This is a genomic window from Flavobacterium sp. (assembly GCF_035456085.1).
Classification (GTDB): Bacteria; Bacteroidota; Bacteroidia; order Flavobacteriales; family Flavobacteriaceae; genus Flavobacterium.
Map to the genome: position 1 here is coordinate 1 of NZ_DATIDY010000101.1, position 16,345 is coordinate 16,345.

At 32.9% G+C, this 16,345-nt stretch carries 15 protein-coding genes; 8 read left to right on the forward strand and 7 right to left on the reverse strand.

Annotation, left to right across the window (positions count from 1 at the left end):
* From VLC96_RS07610 to VLC96_RS07620, 3 genes are all read left to right on the forward strand, one after another.
* On the forward strand, nt 1–1,111 hold a 1,111-nt coding region (locus VLC96_RS07610; protein ID WP_325261848.1), incomplete at its 5' end, for an O-antigen ligase family protein.
* Between the two features lie 47 nt (nt 1,112–1,158).
* Nucleotides 1,159–2,166, forward strand: coding sequence for a glycosyltransferase family 4 protein (locus VLC96_RS07615; RefSeq protein ID WP_325261850.1), 1,008 nt, complete (start codon nt 1,159–1,161; stop codon nt 2,164–2,166).
* Nucleotides 2,167–2,208: 42 nt separating this feature from the next.
* Complete coding sequence (locus tag VLC96_RS07620; protein ID WP_325261852.1) at nt 2,209–3,603, forward strand: exopolysaccharide biosynthesis polyprenyl glycosylphosphotransferase; 1,395 nt, start codon at nt 2,209–2,211, stop codon at nt 3,601–3,603.
* Nucleotides 3,604–3,734: 131 nt separating this feature from the next.
* On the opposite strand, the gene VLC96_RS07625 is transcribed toward VLC96_RS07620, so the two are convergent.
* Complete coding sequence (locus tag VLC96_RS07625) at nt 3,735–4,874, reverse strand: lipoprotein N-acyltransferase Lnb domain-containing protein (RefSeq protein WP_325261854.1); 1,140 nt, start codon at nt 4,872–4,874, stop codon at nt 3,735–3,737.
* A gap of 44 nt (nt 4,875–4,918) precedes the next feature.
* Complete coding sequence (locus VLC96_RS07630; protein ID WP_491700817.1) at nt 4,919–5,989, reverse strand: putative type IX sorting system protein PorV2; 1,071 nt, start codon at nt 5,987–5,989, stop codon at nt 4,919–4,921.
* A gap of 188 nt (nt 5,990–6,177) precedes the next feature.
* On the opposite strand from VLC96_RS07630, the gene VLC96_RS07635 reads away from it, so the two are divergent.
* Both VLC96_RS07635 and VLC96_RS07640 read left to right on the forward strand, forming a co-directional pair.
* The gene (locus tag VLC96_RS07635; RefSeq protein WP_325261855.1) at nt 6,178–6,900 is read left to right on the forward strand and encodes a CDP-alcohol phosphatidyltransferase family protein; all 723 of its coding nucleotides are present in this window, start codon (nt 6,178–6,180) and stop codon (nt 6,898–6,900) included.
* Nucleotides 6,901–6,908: 8 nt separating this feature from the next.
* Nucleotides 6,909–7,751, forward strand: coding sequence for a glycoside hydrolase family 25 protein (locus tag VLC96_RS07640; protein ID WP_325261856.1), 843 nt, complete (start codon nt 6,909–6,911; stop codon nt 7,749–7,751).
* 8 nt (nt 7,752–7,759) lie between these two features.
* On the opposite strand, the gene VLC96_RS07645 is transcribed toward VLC96_RS07640, so the two are convergent.
* From VLC96_RS07645 to VLC96_RS07665, 5 genes are all read right to left on the reverse strand, one after another.
* Complete coding sequence (locus VLC96_RS07645) at nt 7,760–7,996, reverse strand: hypothetical protein (RefSeq protein WP_325261858.1); 237 nt, start codon at nt 7,994–7,996, stop codon at nt 7,760–7,762.
* Nucleotides 7,997–8,053: 57 nt separating this feature from the next.
* The gene (gene lptB / locus VLC96_RS07650; RefSeq protein ID WP_325261860.1) at nt 8,054–8,794 is read right to left on the reverse strand and encodes an LPS export ABC transporter ATP-binding protein; all 741 of its coding nucleotides are present in this window, start codon (nt 8,792–8,794) and stop codon (nt 8,054–8,056) included.
* A 173-nt stretch (nt 8,795–8,967) separates the two neighbouring features.
* Complete coding sequence (locus VLC96_RS07655; RefSeq protein ID WP_325261861.1) at nt 8,968–9,315, reverse strand: carboxymuconolactone decarboxylase family protein; 348 nt, start codon at nt 9,313–9,315, stop codon at nt 8,968–8,970.
* Nucleotides 9,308–10,123: a twin-arginine translocase subunit TatC gene (gene tatC, locus VLC96_RS07660; protein WP_325261862.1), complete on the reverse strand. Its 816-nt coding sequence runs from the start codon at nt 10,121–10,123 to the stop codon at nt 9,308–9,310. Before tatC ends, VLC96_RS07655 begins: the two co-directional genes overlap by 8 nt.
* Nucleotides 10,123–11,088: a KpsF/GutQ family sugar-phosphate isomerase gene (locus VLC96_RS07665; protein WP_325261863.1), complete on the reverse strand. Its 966-nt coding sequence runs from the start codon at nt 11,086–11,088 to the stop codon at nt 10,123–10,125. Before VLC96_RS07665 ends, tatC begins: the two co-directional genes overlap by 1 nt.
* An 85-nt stretch (nt 11,089–11,173) precedes the next feature.
* On the opposite strand from VLC96_RS07665, the gene recQ reads away from it, so the two are divergent.
* The 3 genes from recQ to VLC96_RS07680 all read left to right on the forward strand — a co-directional run bounded on the left by recQ (nt 11,174) and on the right by VLC96_RS07680 (nt 15,920).
* Nucleotides 11,174–13,369, forward strand: a complete 2,196-nt coding sequence (gene recQ, locus VLC96_RS07670; protein WP_325261864.1) for a DNA helicase RecQ — start codon at nt 11,174–11,176, stop codon at nt 13,367–13,369.
* Between the two features lie 149 nt (nt 13,370–13,518).
* The gene (locus tag VLC96_RS07675; protein ID WP_325261865.1) at nt 13,519–14,646 is read left to right on the forward strand and encodes a BT3233 family polysaccharide utilization protein; all 1,128 of its coding nucleotides are present in this window, start codon (nt 13,519–13,521) and stop codon (nt 14,644–14,646) included.
* A gap of 41 nt (nt 14,647–14,687) precedes the next feature.
* The gene (locus tag VLC96_RS07680; protein WP_325261866.1) at nt 14,688–15,920 is read left to right on the forward strand and encodes a glycoside hydrolase family 88 protein; all 1,233 of its coding nucleotides are present in this window, start codon (nt 14,688–14,690) and stop codon (nt 15,918–15,920) included.
* Nucleotides 15,921–16,345 lie beyond the last annotated feature (425 nt).

Sequence of the window (16,345 nt, forward strand, 5' to 3'; positions counted from 1 at the left end):
GAAATATTCAGTTCTAATTTTTATGTTCCTTGGTATGATTTATTCCGGATTTTCAAAAAATGCTTTTTTGTATTGGCTTTTTTTATTGTTATTGATTCCAGGAATTATTGTAGCAACCCTCACTTTTGATTTGAATACAGACGTTAGAAAAGCAATAGCATTTAATTTATCTGGACCTGTTTGTTTAGGCTTTAGTGCTATTTATTGTTATCAAAGAAAAATATCTTTTGACCGATTGCTAGATGTAATTACAGCATTTAGTATGCCGTTAATTTCAATACTTGTTTATCTATTTTTGTATACCCCTAGTGTAAGAGACGTGGTGACGGGTACTACATCTAATTTTGAGACATCAGGAGGTTTTGGTCCTAATCAAGTTTCGACCATATTAGGGTTAGGGGTTTTTGTTTTTTTTGTTCAAATGGTATTTAATTCTAAGAGCAAATTATTGCAAGTTATAAATGCAGGATTGGTTATGTTTTTTGCTTTTAGAGGAATTGTAACCTTTTCCAGAGGAGGAATTATGACGGCAATAGCAATGATTTTTATTCTTTTGACTGTCATGTATTTTCAAACGAATGGTAAAACAAGACCTAAAATTGGAATGATTATTATGTTATCATTACTAGCAGGTTTGGGAGTTTGGAGTTATAGTTCTCTTCAAACAAATGGGTTAATTAATAAACGTTATGCTAATCAAGATGCCAGAGGAAGGGAAAAGAAAAGTAAATTAAGCGGTAGAGAAGATCTTATTGCTTCGGAATTACAAATGTTTTTGGATAATCCTATTTTGGGCGTTGGAGTTGGCAGGAATAAAGAAATTAGAGAGAAAGAAACAGGAATTATCTCGGCTTCTCATAATGAAATCACCAGAATGCTAGCGGAACATGGTTCTTTAGGTTTAACAGACTTACTTATTTTAGTATTAACACCTATAGTTTTATTTATAGTGGATAGGCGGAATATTTTTGCGCTTTCATTTTTAGTCTTTTGGTTGCTGACAATCAATCACGCTGCTATGCGATTGGCAGCTCCGGCTTTTGTGTATGCCCTTTCATTGTTAAAAGTTTATATTGTTGAAATCGACAGGATTCCAAAACAAAAAAAATAGTGAAGAATGGCGATACCATGTTCCGCTAAAAGAAATATTATCTTCACATGAAAAACCTGCTCTACATAGGAAACAAATTATCTAAACACGGAGTTACACCAACCACTATAGAAACTCTTGGACCGCTTTTAGAGCAAGAAGGTTTTAATGTTTGGTATAGTTCTTCACAAAAAAATCAATTGCTGCGGTTTGCTGCGATGCTATGGAGCGTACTCAAACATAGAAATGTCGATTATGTGCTTATTGATACTTATAGTACGGCCAATTTTTGGTATGCATTTGCAATTTCTCAATTATGTCGTTTATTGCGATTAAAGTACATTCCTATTTTACACGGAGGAAATTTACCTTTTCGGTTGATGAAAAATCCTAAAATTTGTAAAATGATTTTTAGACATTCTTTTCAGAATGTAGGGCCTTCTCTTTTCCTTATCGATCAATTCAAAGGTTATGGTTACGATAATGTAATTCATATGCCAAATGCCATTGAATTAGAAAAGTACGCTTTTTTGGAACGGAAAAAAGCAGCTCCTCATTTATTATGGGTTCGTTCTTTTGCCAAAATATACAATCCCATACTAGCTGTTGAAGTCTTCGCTATTTTAAAAAAGAAATATCCAGAAGCTACTCTTTGTATGGTTGGTCCTGAAAAGGATGGTAGTTTATTAGAAACCCAACAAAGAGCTGCAGCTCTAAATGTTGAGGTAAATTTTACCGGAAAATTATCTAAACAGGATTGGATTGATTTATCTCAACAATATTCTGTTTTTATAAATACGACCCATTTTGATAATATGCCAGTAAGTGTGATTGAAGCGATGTCTTTAGGTTTAGCTGTAGTTTCAACGGATGTTGGCGGAATTCCATTTTTAGTAGAAAATGAAAAAGAAGCATTATTAGTGCCAGATAATGATGTTGATAAAATGGTTGAGGCTATTGAAAAACTAATTGAAAACTCAGATTTGTTTTATAAAGTTACTTCCAATGCAAGAAACAAAGTACAACAATTTAAATGGCATGACGTTAAATTAAAGTGGTTGACTATTCTAGAATAGCGGCTTTATTATCTATAATACAATTTAAACTTTAAAAAAATAATGAATAATTCCAAAAAAATGCACTTCGAAATTTCTGAACGTAAAGTTCTTTTACGAATTTTTGATGTGCTTTTTGTATTATTGGGTTTGTGTTGTTTAGGACTTATTCCTGGTTTCAACTATTTTCAATTTTCACTGAACAATTATTATTGGATTATCGTTTTAGCCATTTATATTAATGTATTTGGAGCTATTTTCGAAATGTACAATCTCCAGGTAGCCAGTGACCATTTTCAAGTATTGCGGAGTACCATTTTAACAGCTACTGTTACCGTAATATTTTATTTATTGACACCTGTTTTTTCTCCTCAATTGCCTGACAGTCGTTTGCAATTATTGCTTTTTTATATTATTTTTTTTCTGTCCCTATACATTTGGAGAATGATTTATGTTCGGTTTTTAGCATCGAATAGGTTTGTTCAAAATGTGCTTTTGGTTTGTGATAGGGAACAAGTGGAAGAATTGGTTTTGGGATTAGAAAGTGTTGATCCTCATTATAGAATTATAGGCTATGTGAATTCAGATAGCTATTCGGCTTCTGATTTTGAATATCAATATGTCGAGCATGTCAATGTAGAAGACCTAACCCTATTTGTTGCTAAAAAAAGTATTTCTGAAATTATAGTAGCTTCGCAAAAAACAGATGGAATTACCACTGATTTATACCATCAGTTGCTTTATTTATTAGAATCAGGGAAGAGCATCAGAGAGTATACTCAAGTCTATGAAAGCAAAACGCAGCGAATACCTGTCCAGTATATTTCGAGAGATTTTTATCGGTTTTTTCCTTTCAGCCGCAGTAATCATAATAAATTGTATTTGTCTTTTATCCGATTATTAGAAATTATATTGTCAATAATTGGGTTAAGTATCGGTCTTGTTTTAATTCCAATAATTCTGTTGGGGAATATTTTCTGGAACGAGGGAAAATTGTTTTATACTCAGGAAAGAGTTGGTAAAGACGGGATTGCTTTTAAAATAATTAAGTTTAGAACCATGGTAAAAAATGCCGAAAAACACGGTGCAGTTTTTGCCACAACTAATGATACCCGAATTACTAAGTTTGGTAAATTTTTAAGAAAAACCAGAATAGACGAATTCCCACAGTTTATTAATATTTTAAAAGGAGACATGGCTGTTATTGGACCTCGACCAGAACGACCAGAATTTGTAGCTAAAATTGCTGAAATAATGCCTTTTTATGAAACACGTCATATCATTAAACCGGGGCTTACCGGCTGGGCTCAAGTTAATTTTTCGTATGGTGAAAAACTGGAAGATAGTCTGATCAAATTACAGTATGATTTATACTACATCAAACACCGAAGTATTTATTTGGATTTGGATGTGGCTTTTAGAACGATTTCCACTGTTTTGTTTTATAGAGGACAGTAAATGTAGTTTTCAGTTTTCTGTTAACAGATTTTAGTTAACAGATATCAGTAATCTGTGTGGGTAATATTGTTGGGCAATTAGTTATGAGTCGCGGGTTATGGGTTATGCACTCAACTCATAACTCTCTTGAATTAAATAATTATTGGGATTGGCTTTTTGTTTCTAATGGCTAATCGGGTTAGAACAAATAAGTTGGTTACTATTATTGGTGAGACGATCAATAAATGAATTTTTGTTATTATAATCGGGATATAAATTGCGATCATAATAATACTTACTGAAGCTAGCTTGTACGTCCATTTATTGTTTTTCGTACTCCAAAAATACAACACTACTAATAGAATTGGGTTGATTAGCAATATGTTGTAATTGTATTCTAATTCGTGATGAAAAGAATAAAATCCTAAAAACACAAATAAAACACCCAATAAACCAATTGTCAGTAAATAAATAAAATCGACAGTTTTGTTGTTAATAAGGGTTACAAATCCCAAAATAAAGAGGAAGGTATAAACGTTATTCCATAAAGAAGTTGGTGCTTCTTCTTCAAAATTCAATATGGTTTGATTTTCTTTACACAACGGCTTTCCTTGGAATTGAATGAGTTTTAAATTTTTTTGTAATTCAAACGGCAAAAATATTTTAGTTCCCATTTGATCTACTTTTGTTCCAAAAACAATACTTGTTCCTAATTTTTCATAAAAATGATTATCGAAATAAGGGAACAAAATGGATCTATATGTTTGATCTGTATCTACTTTCTTGGTGATTACTTTAGCTTTTAATGTTTTATTAATCACATCTACTACCTTCGAAGTGCAATTGTTATCAATGAATTTGTATTGGTACAAACGCTCATCAGACAACATTGAATTAGCTAAATTTTCAAATAATTCTTGTTTGAGATTTAATGGAATGTTTAATTCCTGTTCGTAAACATCTCTTTTTTCATAACTGTATTGGCTGATAAAATCAATGTAACGATTGTTGGTTATGAAATAATCCAAATCTCCTTTGGTAAATTTCATTGCAAAATTGGGTGTGTCAAAATCAAATGCACCATAATTATAAACCACATCCAGATTATTCTGCACGTCGCGAACTCTTATGGCCGTATGACCAAATAAAGAATACAGTTCGTTTCCAAGCCCACATGTCATTACGCTAATTGTCGCATTTTTGGATAAAGTAATTTGCTGACCAAATGAATTATATATTGAACTCAATAAAAGAATGCAAAAGAATATTTTTTTAAGAAGTGTAGTTTTCATTTTGCTAATTATTTTAGAATTTAATGTGTTTTGAATAATCAAAGTTAGTTTCTAAAAAGAGATAAATCAATTTTTAATGAAAATACATTAGAATACATTGCGGTACTTTGATTTCCTAAGGCGGTTAAAGCATAATCAATCGCAATTCCTTTGTATTTAAATCCGAGACCAATGTTGGGCTGAAAACCTATAGTTTCGGAATTGTCCAATTGGGTTACATGTTGGAAATTTCCAACTCCAGCTCTCAAAAAGGCTAATTCGGTATACCCAAATTCCAAACCAATTGCCGGATCGATACTCACAAACTTACCCGAAATTAAATCGTTGGTTTGTGTAAACTGCATATTCATATTTGTGGTTGCCAAAAGAGTATAATCATCATGGAAAATAAATTTTTTAGCTACGCCTAATTGTGCTTTTGGAAGTGTAATCTCAGTACTTTCTGGTACTTCATTATTTTCACCAGGAATGGCATCAGCTATTTTTTGGTACGCTTTTTCGTCGATGTTCCAAACATTATAGGTAGTGGTAATGTCCCGGAGCATTAATCCATATTGCCAGTCATTTTTTTCAAATTGTAAACCAAAGTCAAATCCAAATCCCCATGAAGAGGCAAAATCGCCAATTATTCTTCGGATGATTTTAGCATTCACTCCATATTGAAAGCCAGGAACTGGTAATTTTACAGCATACGAAAATGTAAATCCATAGTCCGCTGTTGAGAAAAGTTTAATTCTGTTGTAATCGATGTTGCCTTCATTGTCAATTAAATCGGTTGTATTCATGATGTCATCAACACCAAAACGAATCAGCGAAATTCCCCAAGCGCTTCGATCATCAATAGGACTGGCATAAGCTGCATAATCATATTTAGCAATATTAGCGAAGTAATTGGAATGCATTAAGGAGACTTGGTTGTCTTCTAAATGTATCAAACCAGCTGGATTCCAATAACAGGAATTGACATCAGCTGAAGACGCTGTAACAGCATTAGACATTGCCAGAGCCGAAGCATCTACACCGATATTCATAAACTCATTCGAATATTTTCGAACGGTTTGTGAGTAGATACTGTTCACAATAAAAAGGTAAAAAATAAGATGTATTTTTTTCAAAGGATATTATTTGCGGGCTAAAAGCGTTTTAATTATTTTCCAAAAATAAAGTTTTTTGATGATGTAGTAACTTCAATTTAATTAAATACTGATTTTTGTTACTAAGAAATCGAAATCTCTCAGCAAAAACGGGTATCACTTTCACTGAATGTATTAAATTTGCGAGCTTATTATTCAATTAAAATACTATGAACATCAAAAAACACATTCCAAACACCATTACATTGTTAAATCTTTTATGTGGTTGTATCGCATTGGTATTTGTAAGTAAAGACCAATTTGAAATGGCATTTTATTTTGTTTGCCTGGGAATTTTTTTAGATTTTTTTGATGGATTTTTCGCCCGTTTGTTTAAAGTTTCCGGACCATTAGGCTTACAGTTGGATTCATTGGCAGATATGGTTACCAGTGGAGTAGTGCCAGGATTTGTAATGTTCAAAATGATGCTTTCGAGCAATGTTAACATGACCGAAGGCTATCTTCAATTTTTTCCTTATTTGGGATTTATCATCACTTTAGGCTCTTGTATGCGTTTGGCAAAATTTAATATTGATACGCGTCAAACCGATTCATTTATAGGCTTGCCAACTCCTGCTAATGCATTGTTTATATTAAGCCTTCCGCTTGTTCTTGAATATTATTCGGCTAATTCGTTGATGGTACTTGAAATTTTGACAGAGAAATGGGTTTTGCTCGTTATCACCTTATTTAGTGCTTATATCTTAAATGCCGAAATTCCTTTGTTTTCTTTAAAAATTAAAAAGTTCAATTTTAAAGACAATGCGCTTCAAATCATTTTTCTTGCTATCTCTCTTTTGTTGTTGGTTTTGCTCAACTATTTGGCTATCCCGTTAGTAATTATTTTTTATGTTTTGCTTTCTGTAATAAACAATAAGTTTCTAAAGAAGTAATTTTTTGGATGGGAAGCAAGACTACAAGAACTAATTATGGTAGAAAAACGAAAAGAAAGAGTTCCCTTTTCGCTAAAATTTCGAGTTCCTTTAAAATTGGTTTTCTAATTTTGATTATTGGAATGATTGGTTACCATTATCGTTCTGGTCTTGCGCATTATTTGGGTTTTAAATCAGAGTTTGCAACAAAGACAGATGTTTTTTCTGAAGCAAGAAACTTAAAAGTTTTAGAAAAAAATGATGGTAAAGTAGTTGGTATTGATGTGTCTGAATATCAGGGTAAAATCCGCTGGTCTTACGTGGACACTTTGGAACAAAAATATCCGCTGAATTATGTTTTTATCCGCGCTACCGTGGGATGCGACCGCGTAGATCGTCAATTTAAAAAAAATTGGCTTGGAGCTCAAAAAAATAAAATGATTCGTGGTGCTTATCATTATTATCGTCCAAATGAAAATTCTCTCGATCAGGCTGAACTTTTTATCAAAACGGTTACTTTGAAAAAAGGGGACTTACCGCCTGTTTTAGATATCGAAAAATTACCCAAAAATCAGTCTATTGAACGCTTGAAAATTGGTTTAAGACGTTGGCTCAATGCAATTGAAAAACATTATGGGGTAAGGCCTATAATTTATACTGGCGAAAAATATTATGATGATTTTCTGAAAGAAGAATTCAGCGATTATCTTTTTTGGATTGCCAATTATAATTTTTATAGAGAAGAAATTCAGGACGAGTGGCTTTTCTGGCAGTTTACCGAAAAAGCTGTAGTTCCTGGAATTGATACCAAAGTTGATGTAAATATTTATAATGGGGATTTAGAGCAGTTGCGGTTTATTACGGTGGAGTAGTTTTTGGTTTACTTACTACTAAAAATAAAAAAAAGTACCATCGCAAAAAAAGCAAAAGCTGCTAACAAAACCAATATAGATTTTGGGTTTGCAAAGTTTAAAGTTGTACCCATTACTTCGTTTTTCTTATCGACTAAAATGCGTTTATCTTCTTTGTTAAAATAAAAAAATCCTAAGCATTTCCAGTTATTGGGATTATTTTTCCAATCGTTATAATCTTTCTGAGTTGGCATTTTCGAAGTCATTTTACTTTTATTAATTTGAGAAAACTGAACATTCTATACTAAACACTAAATGCTTTCTTAAAACTCTAGTTTCTTTTTTCTTAATTCAAAATTCTGACCAAGATATACACGGCGTACCATTTCGTCTTCAACCAGTTCTTCTGGAACACCAGCTTTTAGAATTCCACCTTCAAACATAAGATATGTTTTGTCAGTAATGGCCAAAGTTTCCTGAACGTTGTGATCGGTTATTAAGATTCCGATATTTTTATTTTTTAATTGCGCAACAATTCTCTGAATGTCTTCAACGGCAACTGGATCAACTCCTGCAAATGGCTCATCCAATAAGATGAATTTGGGGTCAGTAGCCAGACAGCGGGCAATTTCGGTACGTCGACGTTCTCCTCCGGAAAGTAAATCTCCGCGGTTGGTACGAATGTGTTCCAAACTAAATTCGGCAATCAAACTTTCCATTTTGGCAATTTGTGCTTCTTTTGAAAGTTTGGTTAATTGTAATACACTTAGAATATTATCTTCGATACTTAGCTTTCTAAAAACTGAAGCTTCTTGTGCCAAATATCCAATTCCCTGCTGGGCTCTTTTGTACATTGGATAATCGGTAATATTTAAATCGTCGAGATAAATATTACCCGAATTTGGTTTGACCAAACCTACAATCATATAAAAAGAAGTTGTTTTTCCAGCACCATTTGGTCCCAAAAGCCCAACGATTTCGCCTTGATTTACTTCAACGGAAATCCCTTTTACAACGCTTCTGCCTTTGTAGGTTTTTATTAAATTTTCTGCTCTTAATTTCATTTTTTAAAGTTGCTAAGTGTCTAAGTTTCTAAGATTCTGAGTCACTAAGTTTATTATTGCAAAGAAACGAATTTCGTCTGTTTGGTTTTAGGTTTTAACTTCAATTTTGGTTTTAACTAACTTCTAAAATTAGCGAAACGATTTACTGCTAACTAATTTCTGCCAACTGCCGACTATTTTCTTTCTTCCAGTGCTTCCCAAAATTCATAAGCTCTACGCAAATGAGGTACTACAATTGTTCCGCCTACAAGGGTTGCAATTCCCATGGCTTCCATCATTTCTTCTTTGGTAACACCTTCTTTGTAGCTCGTTTCTAAATGGTATTTTACGCAGTCATCGCATCGTAAAACTGCAGATGCCACTAGTCCTAAAAGTTCTTTAGTTTTTACATCTAAAGCTCCTGCTGCATAGGCATTGGTGTCCAGATTAAAAATGCGCTTTACAATTTTGTTATTATCAGCTAATAATTTCTCGTTCATTTTAGAACGATATTCATTGAATTCTTCTACTATATTAGGCATTTTCTTTGATTTTATTTCGTGTTACAATTTTTGAAATCAAGATACTTATTTCATAAATACCCAACATTGGGACAGCGACAATAGTTTGACTCACAACATCTGGAGGTGTAACAATTGCGGCTACAATCAAGATGATTACTACGGCATACTTCCAATAAGTTCTTAAAAATGTTGGTGTCACTAAACCTAATTTGGTTAAGAAATAAATAATTATTGGTAATTCGAAGAACAACCCACTGGCCAAAATACTTGTTTTTACCATTCCGATATAAGAGTCGAGTGTAAATTGGTTTTTGACAACATCACTTATCGTGAAAGTCGCCACAAAGTTCACTGACATCGGGATAACAACAAAATATCCGAATAAAACACCCAAAAAGAAAAGCAACGAAGAAGTGAATATAAAAACTTTCGCATTTTTCTTTTCTTTTTCATACAAAGCCGGACTGATGAATTTCCAGATTTCCCACAAAATATAAGGGAAACTTAAAATAAAACCAGCCAAAATACACATCCATACAAAAATATTAACCTGACCTTCCATTTCAGTATTCTGAATGATGAAAGGCATTTCGGTTATACAAAGACCTTCGGCAAATCCCAATTGGTGTGATAACTCACAAAAATAACGATAGGTAAAAAAGCTTGCTCTTGTAGGTCCGAATATAATAGTGTCAAACAAGTAATCACTTATAAAATAAGTTATAAAAGCCATAATAAGTACAGCAGTTGTGCTTCTCACTAAAAGCCATCTTAATTCTTCAAGATGGTCTAAAAAGGACATTTCGCCCAGATTTTTCTTTGCCATTATACAATTCCTTCTTTTAAAATATCATGTAAATGTAATACTCCTTTGTATTCGCCATTGTCAACAACTATTAATTGAGTAATAGAATAATCTTCCATAATATTGAAAGCATCCACAACCATATCTGTAGAGCGTATTGTTTTTGGACTTTTAGTCATAATGTCTTTGGCAGTTAATTCGGCAAAAGTGTCTCTGTCATTTAACATTCTTCGGATATCTCCGTCAGTAATGATTCCAACAACTTTGTTATTTTCAACTACAGCAGTTACACCTAAACGTTTTTCTGAAATTTCAAAAATCGCTTTTTTTACAGGTGTATCAGGGGTAACTTCAGGTTTTAGAGTATGCTCTAACATGTCTTTTACACGAAGCAATAATTTTTTGCCTAAAGCACCACCAGGATGATACACAGCAAAATCTTCAGCTTTGAAATCCCTCATTTCCATTAAACAAACTACCATAGCATCACCCATAACTAATTGTGCTGTTGTGCTATTAGTTGGAGCCAGATTTAGCGGACAAGCTTCTGCATCAACGGTTGTGTTCAAAACATAATGAGAACCTTTGGCTAAAAAAGAAGTTATGTTTCCAGTCATTCCGATTAATGTATTGCCAAAACGAGTTAAAAGTGGAACTAAAGCTTTAATTTCCGGGCTATTACCGCTTTTTGATATACAGATCACCACATCGTCTTTTTGTAACATTCCCAAATCGCCGTGTATAGCTTCGGATGCATGTAAAAAAAGTGAAGGTGTACCAGTCGAATTGAACGATGCAACCATTTTTTGTGCGATAATTGCGCTTTTACCAATCCCAGTTACAACTAATCTTCCTTTAGAATTGTAAATGCATTGCACTGCTTCGACAAAAGTTTCGTCAATAAATTCTATTAATTTTGATATTGATCGGCTCTCGGATTCAATTGTTTTCTTAGCACTGGCTGCTATTTTTTCTTTCGTAATCAAAACTGATAATTTAAAATTTGTAAGTCTAAAAGAAAGTTGTATCTTTATGTGCCGCAAATTTATATAAAATACCACATATTAAAGAATGAATTCAGACGAAATTGAAATAGGTAAAGAATTAAAGAAGTATTTTGGATTTAGCAAGTTCAAAGGCCTACAAGAAAATGTTATAAAAAGTTTGCTTAACAAGCAAAATACATTTGTGATTATGCCTACAGGTGGAGGAAAATCATTATGTTATCAATTACCAGCTTTAGTTCAAGAAGGGACCGCCATTGTCGTGTCTCCCTTAATAGCGTTAATGAAGAATCAAGTAGATGCTATTAGAAGCCTTTCTTCCGAAAACGGAATTGCCCACGTTTTAAACTCCTCACTTACCAAAACAGAAATTGCCCAAGTTAAATCCGATATTTCAGCGGGTATAACGAAGCTATTGTATGTTGCGCCAGAATCGTTAACTAAAGAGGAATATGTTGCATTTCTTCAAACAGTGCCGATTTCATTTGTTGCAATTGACGAAGCGCATTGTATTTCGGAATGGGGTCATGATTTTAGGCCCGAATACCGAAATCTTAAAAATATTATTAAGCAATTAGGTGAGGTTCCTATTATTGGACTGACTGCTACTGCTACTCCAAAAGTTCAGGAAGATATCCTGAAAAACTTGGAAATGGCAAATGCAAAAACATTTAAAGCCTCATTTAACAGGGCTAATTTGTTTTATGAAGTTAGGACAAAAACTAAAAATATAGAATCCGATATTATTCGGTTTATAAAACAACACAAAGGTAAATCAGGAATTATTTATTGCCTGAGTCGTAAAAAAGTGGAGTCAATTGCTGAAGTGTTGCAAGTAAACGGAATTAGCGCCGTTCCATATCACGCAGGGTTGGATGCCAAAACAAGAGCCAAACATCAGGACATGTTTTTGATGGAAGATGTAGAGGTTGTTGTAGCTACAATCGCTTTTGGAATGGGGATTGATAAGCCCGATGTGCGTTTTGTGATTCATCACGATATTCCGAAATCATTAGAAAGTTATTATCAGGAAACTGGTAGAGCCGGACGTGATGGAGGAGAAGGACATTGTCTCGCTTATTACTCTTATAAAGACGTAGAAAAATTAGAGAAATTTTTATCAGGAAAACCAGTTGCTGAACAAGAAATTGGTTTTGCTTTATTGCAGGAGGTTGTAGCTTATGCTGAAACTTCAATGTCGAGAAGGAAATTTTTGCTTCATTATTTTGGTGAAGAATTTGATAGTGAAAATGGCGAAGGCGCCGATATGGATGACAATGTTCGTAATCCAAAAACTAAAATTGAAGCTAAAGATGAAGTCCTTAAATTATTGGAAGTTGTCAAAAAAACAAAACACATCTATAAATCCAAAGAGATTGTTTTTACATTGATTGGTCGTGTAAATGCTGTTATCAATGCACATAAAACAGATTCTCAATCCTTTTTTGGATGTGGTTCGGATCATGATGAAAAATTTTGGATGGCATTATTGAGACAAGTTCTCGTAGCTGGTTTATTGAAAAAAGACATTGAAACTTATGGTATTATCGAAATTACCAAAGAAGGGTTGGCTTTTATGAAAAACCCAGAATCTTTTATGATGTCTGAAGATCATGAATATAACGAGTCCGAAGACGAAGCTATAGTAACTGCTGCAAAATCATCTGGAACTGCCGATGAATTATTGATGTCTATGTTGCGCGAATTACGCAAAAAAGTAGCTAAAAAATTAGGTGTTCCTCCGTTTGTAGTTTTTCAAGATCCTTCTTTAGAAGATATGGCTTTAAAATACCCAATTTCTCAGTCTGAATTAATAAATATTCATGGAGTTGGTGAAGGAAAAGCCAAAAAATACGGTAAAGAATTTTTGGAATTAATAAGCCGTTATGTTGAGGATAACGATATTATTCGTCCAGACGATTTGGTTGTAAAATCTACCGGAGTCAATTCTGTCAATAAATTGTATATTATTCAAAATATTGATAGAAAATTAGCTTTAACAGATATAGCTTCTGCAAAAGGATTAAAAATGGACGATTTGATTAAAGAAATGGAGCAAATTGTCTATTCTGGAACCAAACTGAATATCAAATACTGGATTGATGAATTGCTCGACGAAGATCAACAAGAAGAAATCCATGACTATTTTATGGAATCTGAATCAGATAATATTGAGAAGGCTCTGAAAGAATTTGATGGTGATTATGATATTGATGAATTGCGTTTGATGCGTATCAAGTTTATAAGCGAAGTAGCAAATTAAATATTTAAGATAATTTAATTTTGACTTTATTTATACAAAAATAAAAAAGGGGATTTCACGGTTGTGAATTCCCCTTTTGTTTTATAGTTTTTGATTGCTACTAAAACAATAATTTGATTGAAATAATACTTTAAAATAATGCCTAACTAATGAAATCACTTCAATTATTTTTTTTATTTGCCTTTATATTGCCTTTTGGACTTTTAGCACAGAAACACAGCATTAGTATTCAGAATACTACTGCTTTGGAACGAAAAGATGCTGTTGTAGCTATACAATGGGAAACTATTCTATCGCATTATCCTCAAATTGACACAACAAATTTTATTGTAATTAATGAAGCTACTAAAAAGCAAGTCCCTTTTCAATTAGAACATCATGGAAATAAAACAATTCAGAATTTATTGGTACAAGTAAATGTAAAAGCAAAATCTGCAGTACAGCTTTCTATACAAAAAGGCAAACTTTCTGCTTTCGAAACCAAAACCTATGCTCGCTTTGTTCCAGAACGCCTAGATGATTTTGCCTGGGAAAATGACCGAATTGCATTTAGAGCTTATGGAAAAGCCATAGAAAATTCAAAAGAAAACGCTTATGGATTTGATGTTTGGGTTAAAAGAACAGATAAAATGATTGTGAATGAGCGTTATAAATTAAGAGATTACCATGTCGATCATGGAAACGGATTGGATTATTATCAGGTTGGATTTACATTAGGAGCTGGTAATATGGCACCTTATGTTAAAGACACAGTTCGTTATTCTGCTAATTATCACTATTGGAAAGTATTGGATAATGGTCCTTTGCGTTCTACTTTTAGATTGGAGTATGATACTTGGGATGCGGGAGGCATTAAAGTAAAAGCCACAAAAACAATCTCATTAGATGCAGGTTCCCAGTTAAATCGTATTGAAAATGTATATATTTATGATGGTGATAAACCGTTAGAGGCTGTTGTTGGGTTAAGCAAAAGATTAGAAGCAGGCGTCCTTTCCTTAAATGAACAACAAGGCATAATGGGATATTGGGAGCCAACACATGGACAAGATGGCACAACAGGTGTTGGTGCAATTTTGACTACTGCTGTAAGTAATATTTTTATAGGAACTGCTCAAATTTTAGCAAAAACAGAAGTTAAAAATAATCAACCGATCGTGTATTACTCAGGTGCAGCTTGGGATAAGGCTGGTAAAATTACGAATGCCACACAATGGTTTGATTATCTAAATGCTTTCTCTCGTGAATTAAAAAATCCGCTAATTGTTAGTGTAAAATAAGTTCAGTAGTTTTCCATTTTATGAATAATAAAAACATCCATATGATAAATTTTTATAAAAAATCATTTCAGTTCTTTTTTGGATTACTGTTAATGATTAGTTTCGGAACTTGCGTTTATGCACAAAAAAACAATGCAATTGAACCCAATAAAGCATTGCTGAAAATTATCAATCAAAATTTTGCAGATGCTGATAAGCAATATGAGTTTTTGAAACAACACCTTCCAGAGAATAAGTTCCCAAAAACATATCATCCAAAAACTAATGAGTATGAATTTAGTGATTCGGAGTGGTGGTGCAGCGGTTTTTATCCGGGTTCTTTATTATATATGTATGAAAGAACTAAAAATGAAGCCGATTATGACGAAGCAATTCGAATTATGAAAGTATTGGAAAAAGAAAAAAATAATACAAGCACTCATGATTTAGGTTTTATGATGTATTGTAGTTTTGGTAATGCCGAGCGAATTGCTTCAAAACCAGAATACAAAAATATTTTATTGACTTCTGCAAAATCATTGATCAGTAGATTTAATCCAACGGTGGGTTGTATTAAATCTTGGGACACGAAAGATCCATCTACTTGTTTGGTGATTATCGATAATATGATGAATCTTGAAATGTTATTTTGGGCAAGTAAAATAAGTGGCGATCCATCATTTGCTAAAATTGCCACAACTCACGCTGATACTACAATGAAAAATCATTTTAGGAGTGATTATAGCTCTTATCATGTTGTCGAGTATGATGCGCAAACAGGAGCAGTGAAAAAAAGACGTACGGCTCAAGGTGCAGCAGACGAATCGGCATGGGCGAGAGGGCAAGCTTGGGGTTTGTATGGTTATGTGGTCATGTATAGAGAAACTAAGGATAAAAAATATTTAGACGAAGCCAATCACATAGCATCGTTTATTTTAAATAATCCTAACTTTCCTGCGGATAAAATTCCGTATTGGGATTTTAATGCACCTAGTATTCCAAATGCTTTGAGAGATTCTTCAGCAGCTGCTATAATGGCATCAGCACTTTTAGAATTATATCAATATGTTGATGTAACGACTGCAAAAAAATATGTTGGTGTTTCTGAAACAATTCTTAAAAATTTATCGTCTCCAAATTACAAAGCTACTTTTGGTACTAATGGAGGATTTATTCTTCAGCATGGGGTTGGGCATATGCCTGCAGGAACTGAAATTGATGTGCCTTTAACCTATGGCGATTATTATTTTATTGAGGCCATGTTGCGTTATCAACAACTTGGAAAATCAAAATGATTTAATTAAACACTCCTTAAATAATATTTTAACCCGTTGAGCAAAATTTTTTTTAACGACATAAAAGCATAGAATTTTATAGTTTTTCAAAAGAATTTTGATAGCCGTTTTACTTTTCACATACGATCTATGTGAAAAGTAATGGTATTTCTATTCATTCCTTTAATATTTAGACACAATTTCATCAATGGGTTTATCTTATTGATTCATAAAATTTATTTGAATCTATTGATGATTTTGTATTCATCATTAAATAATTTATTGCGATTTGAATTCACGACTTAGTTGTAAAAATTTTTCATTATTTTATAATAACAACTTTTTTTTTGCAGTAATTCTACTTTTTTTATTTCCTTTTTGTATAGATAAAAAATCAATTTTATACATAAAATCAGAAAATTTAGACAATCGATTGCATTGTTTAA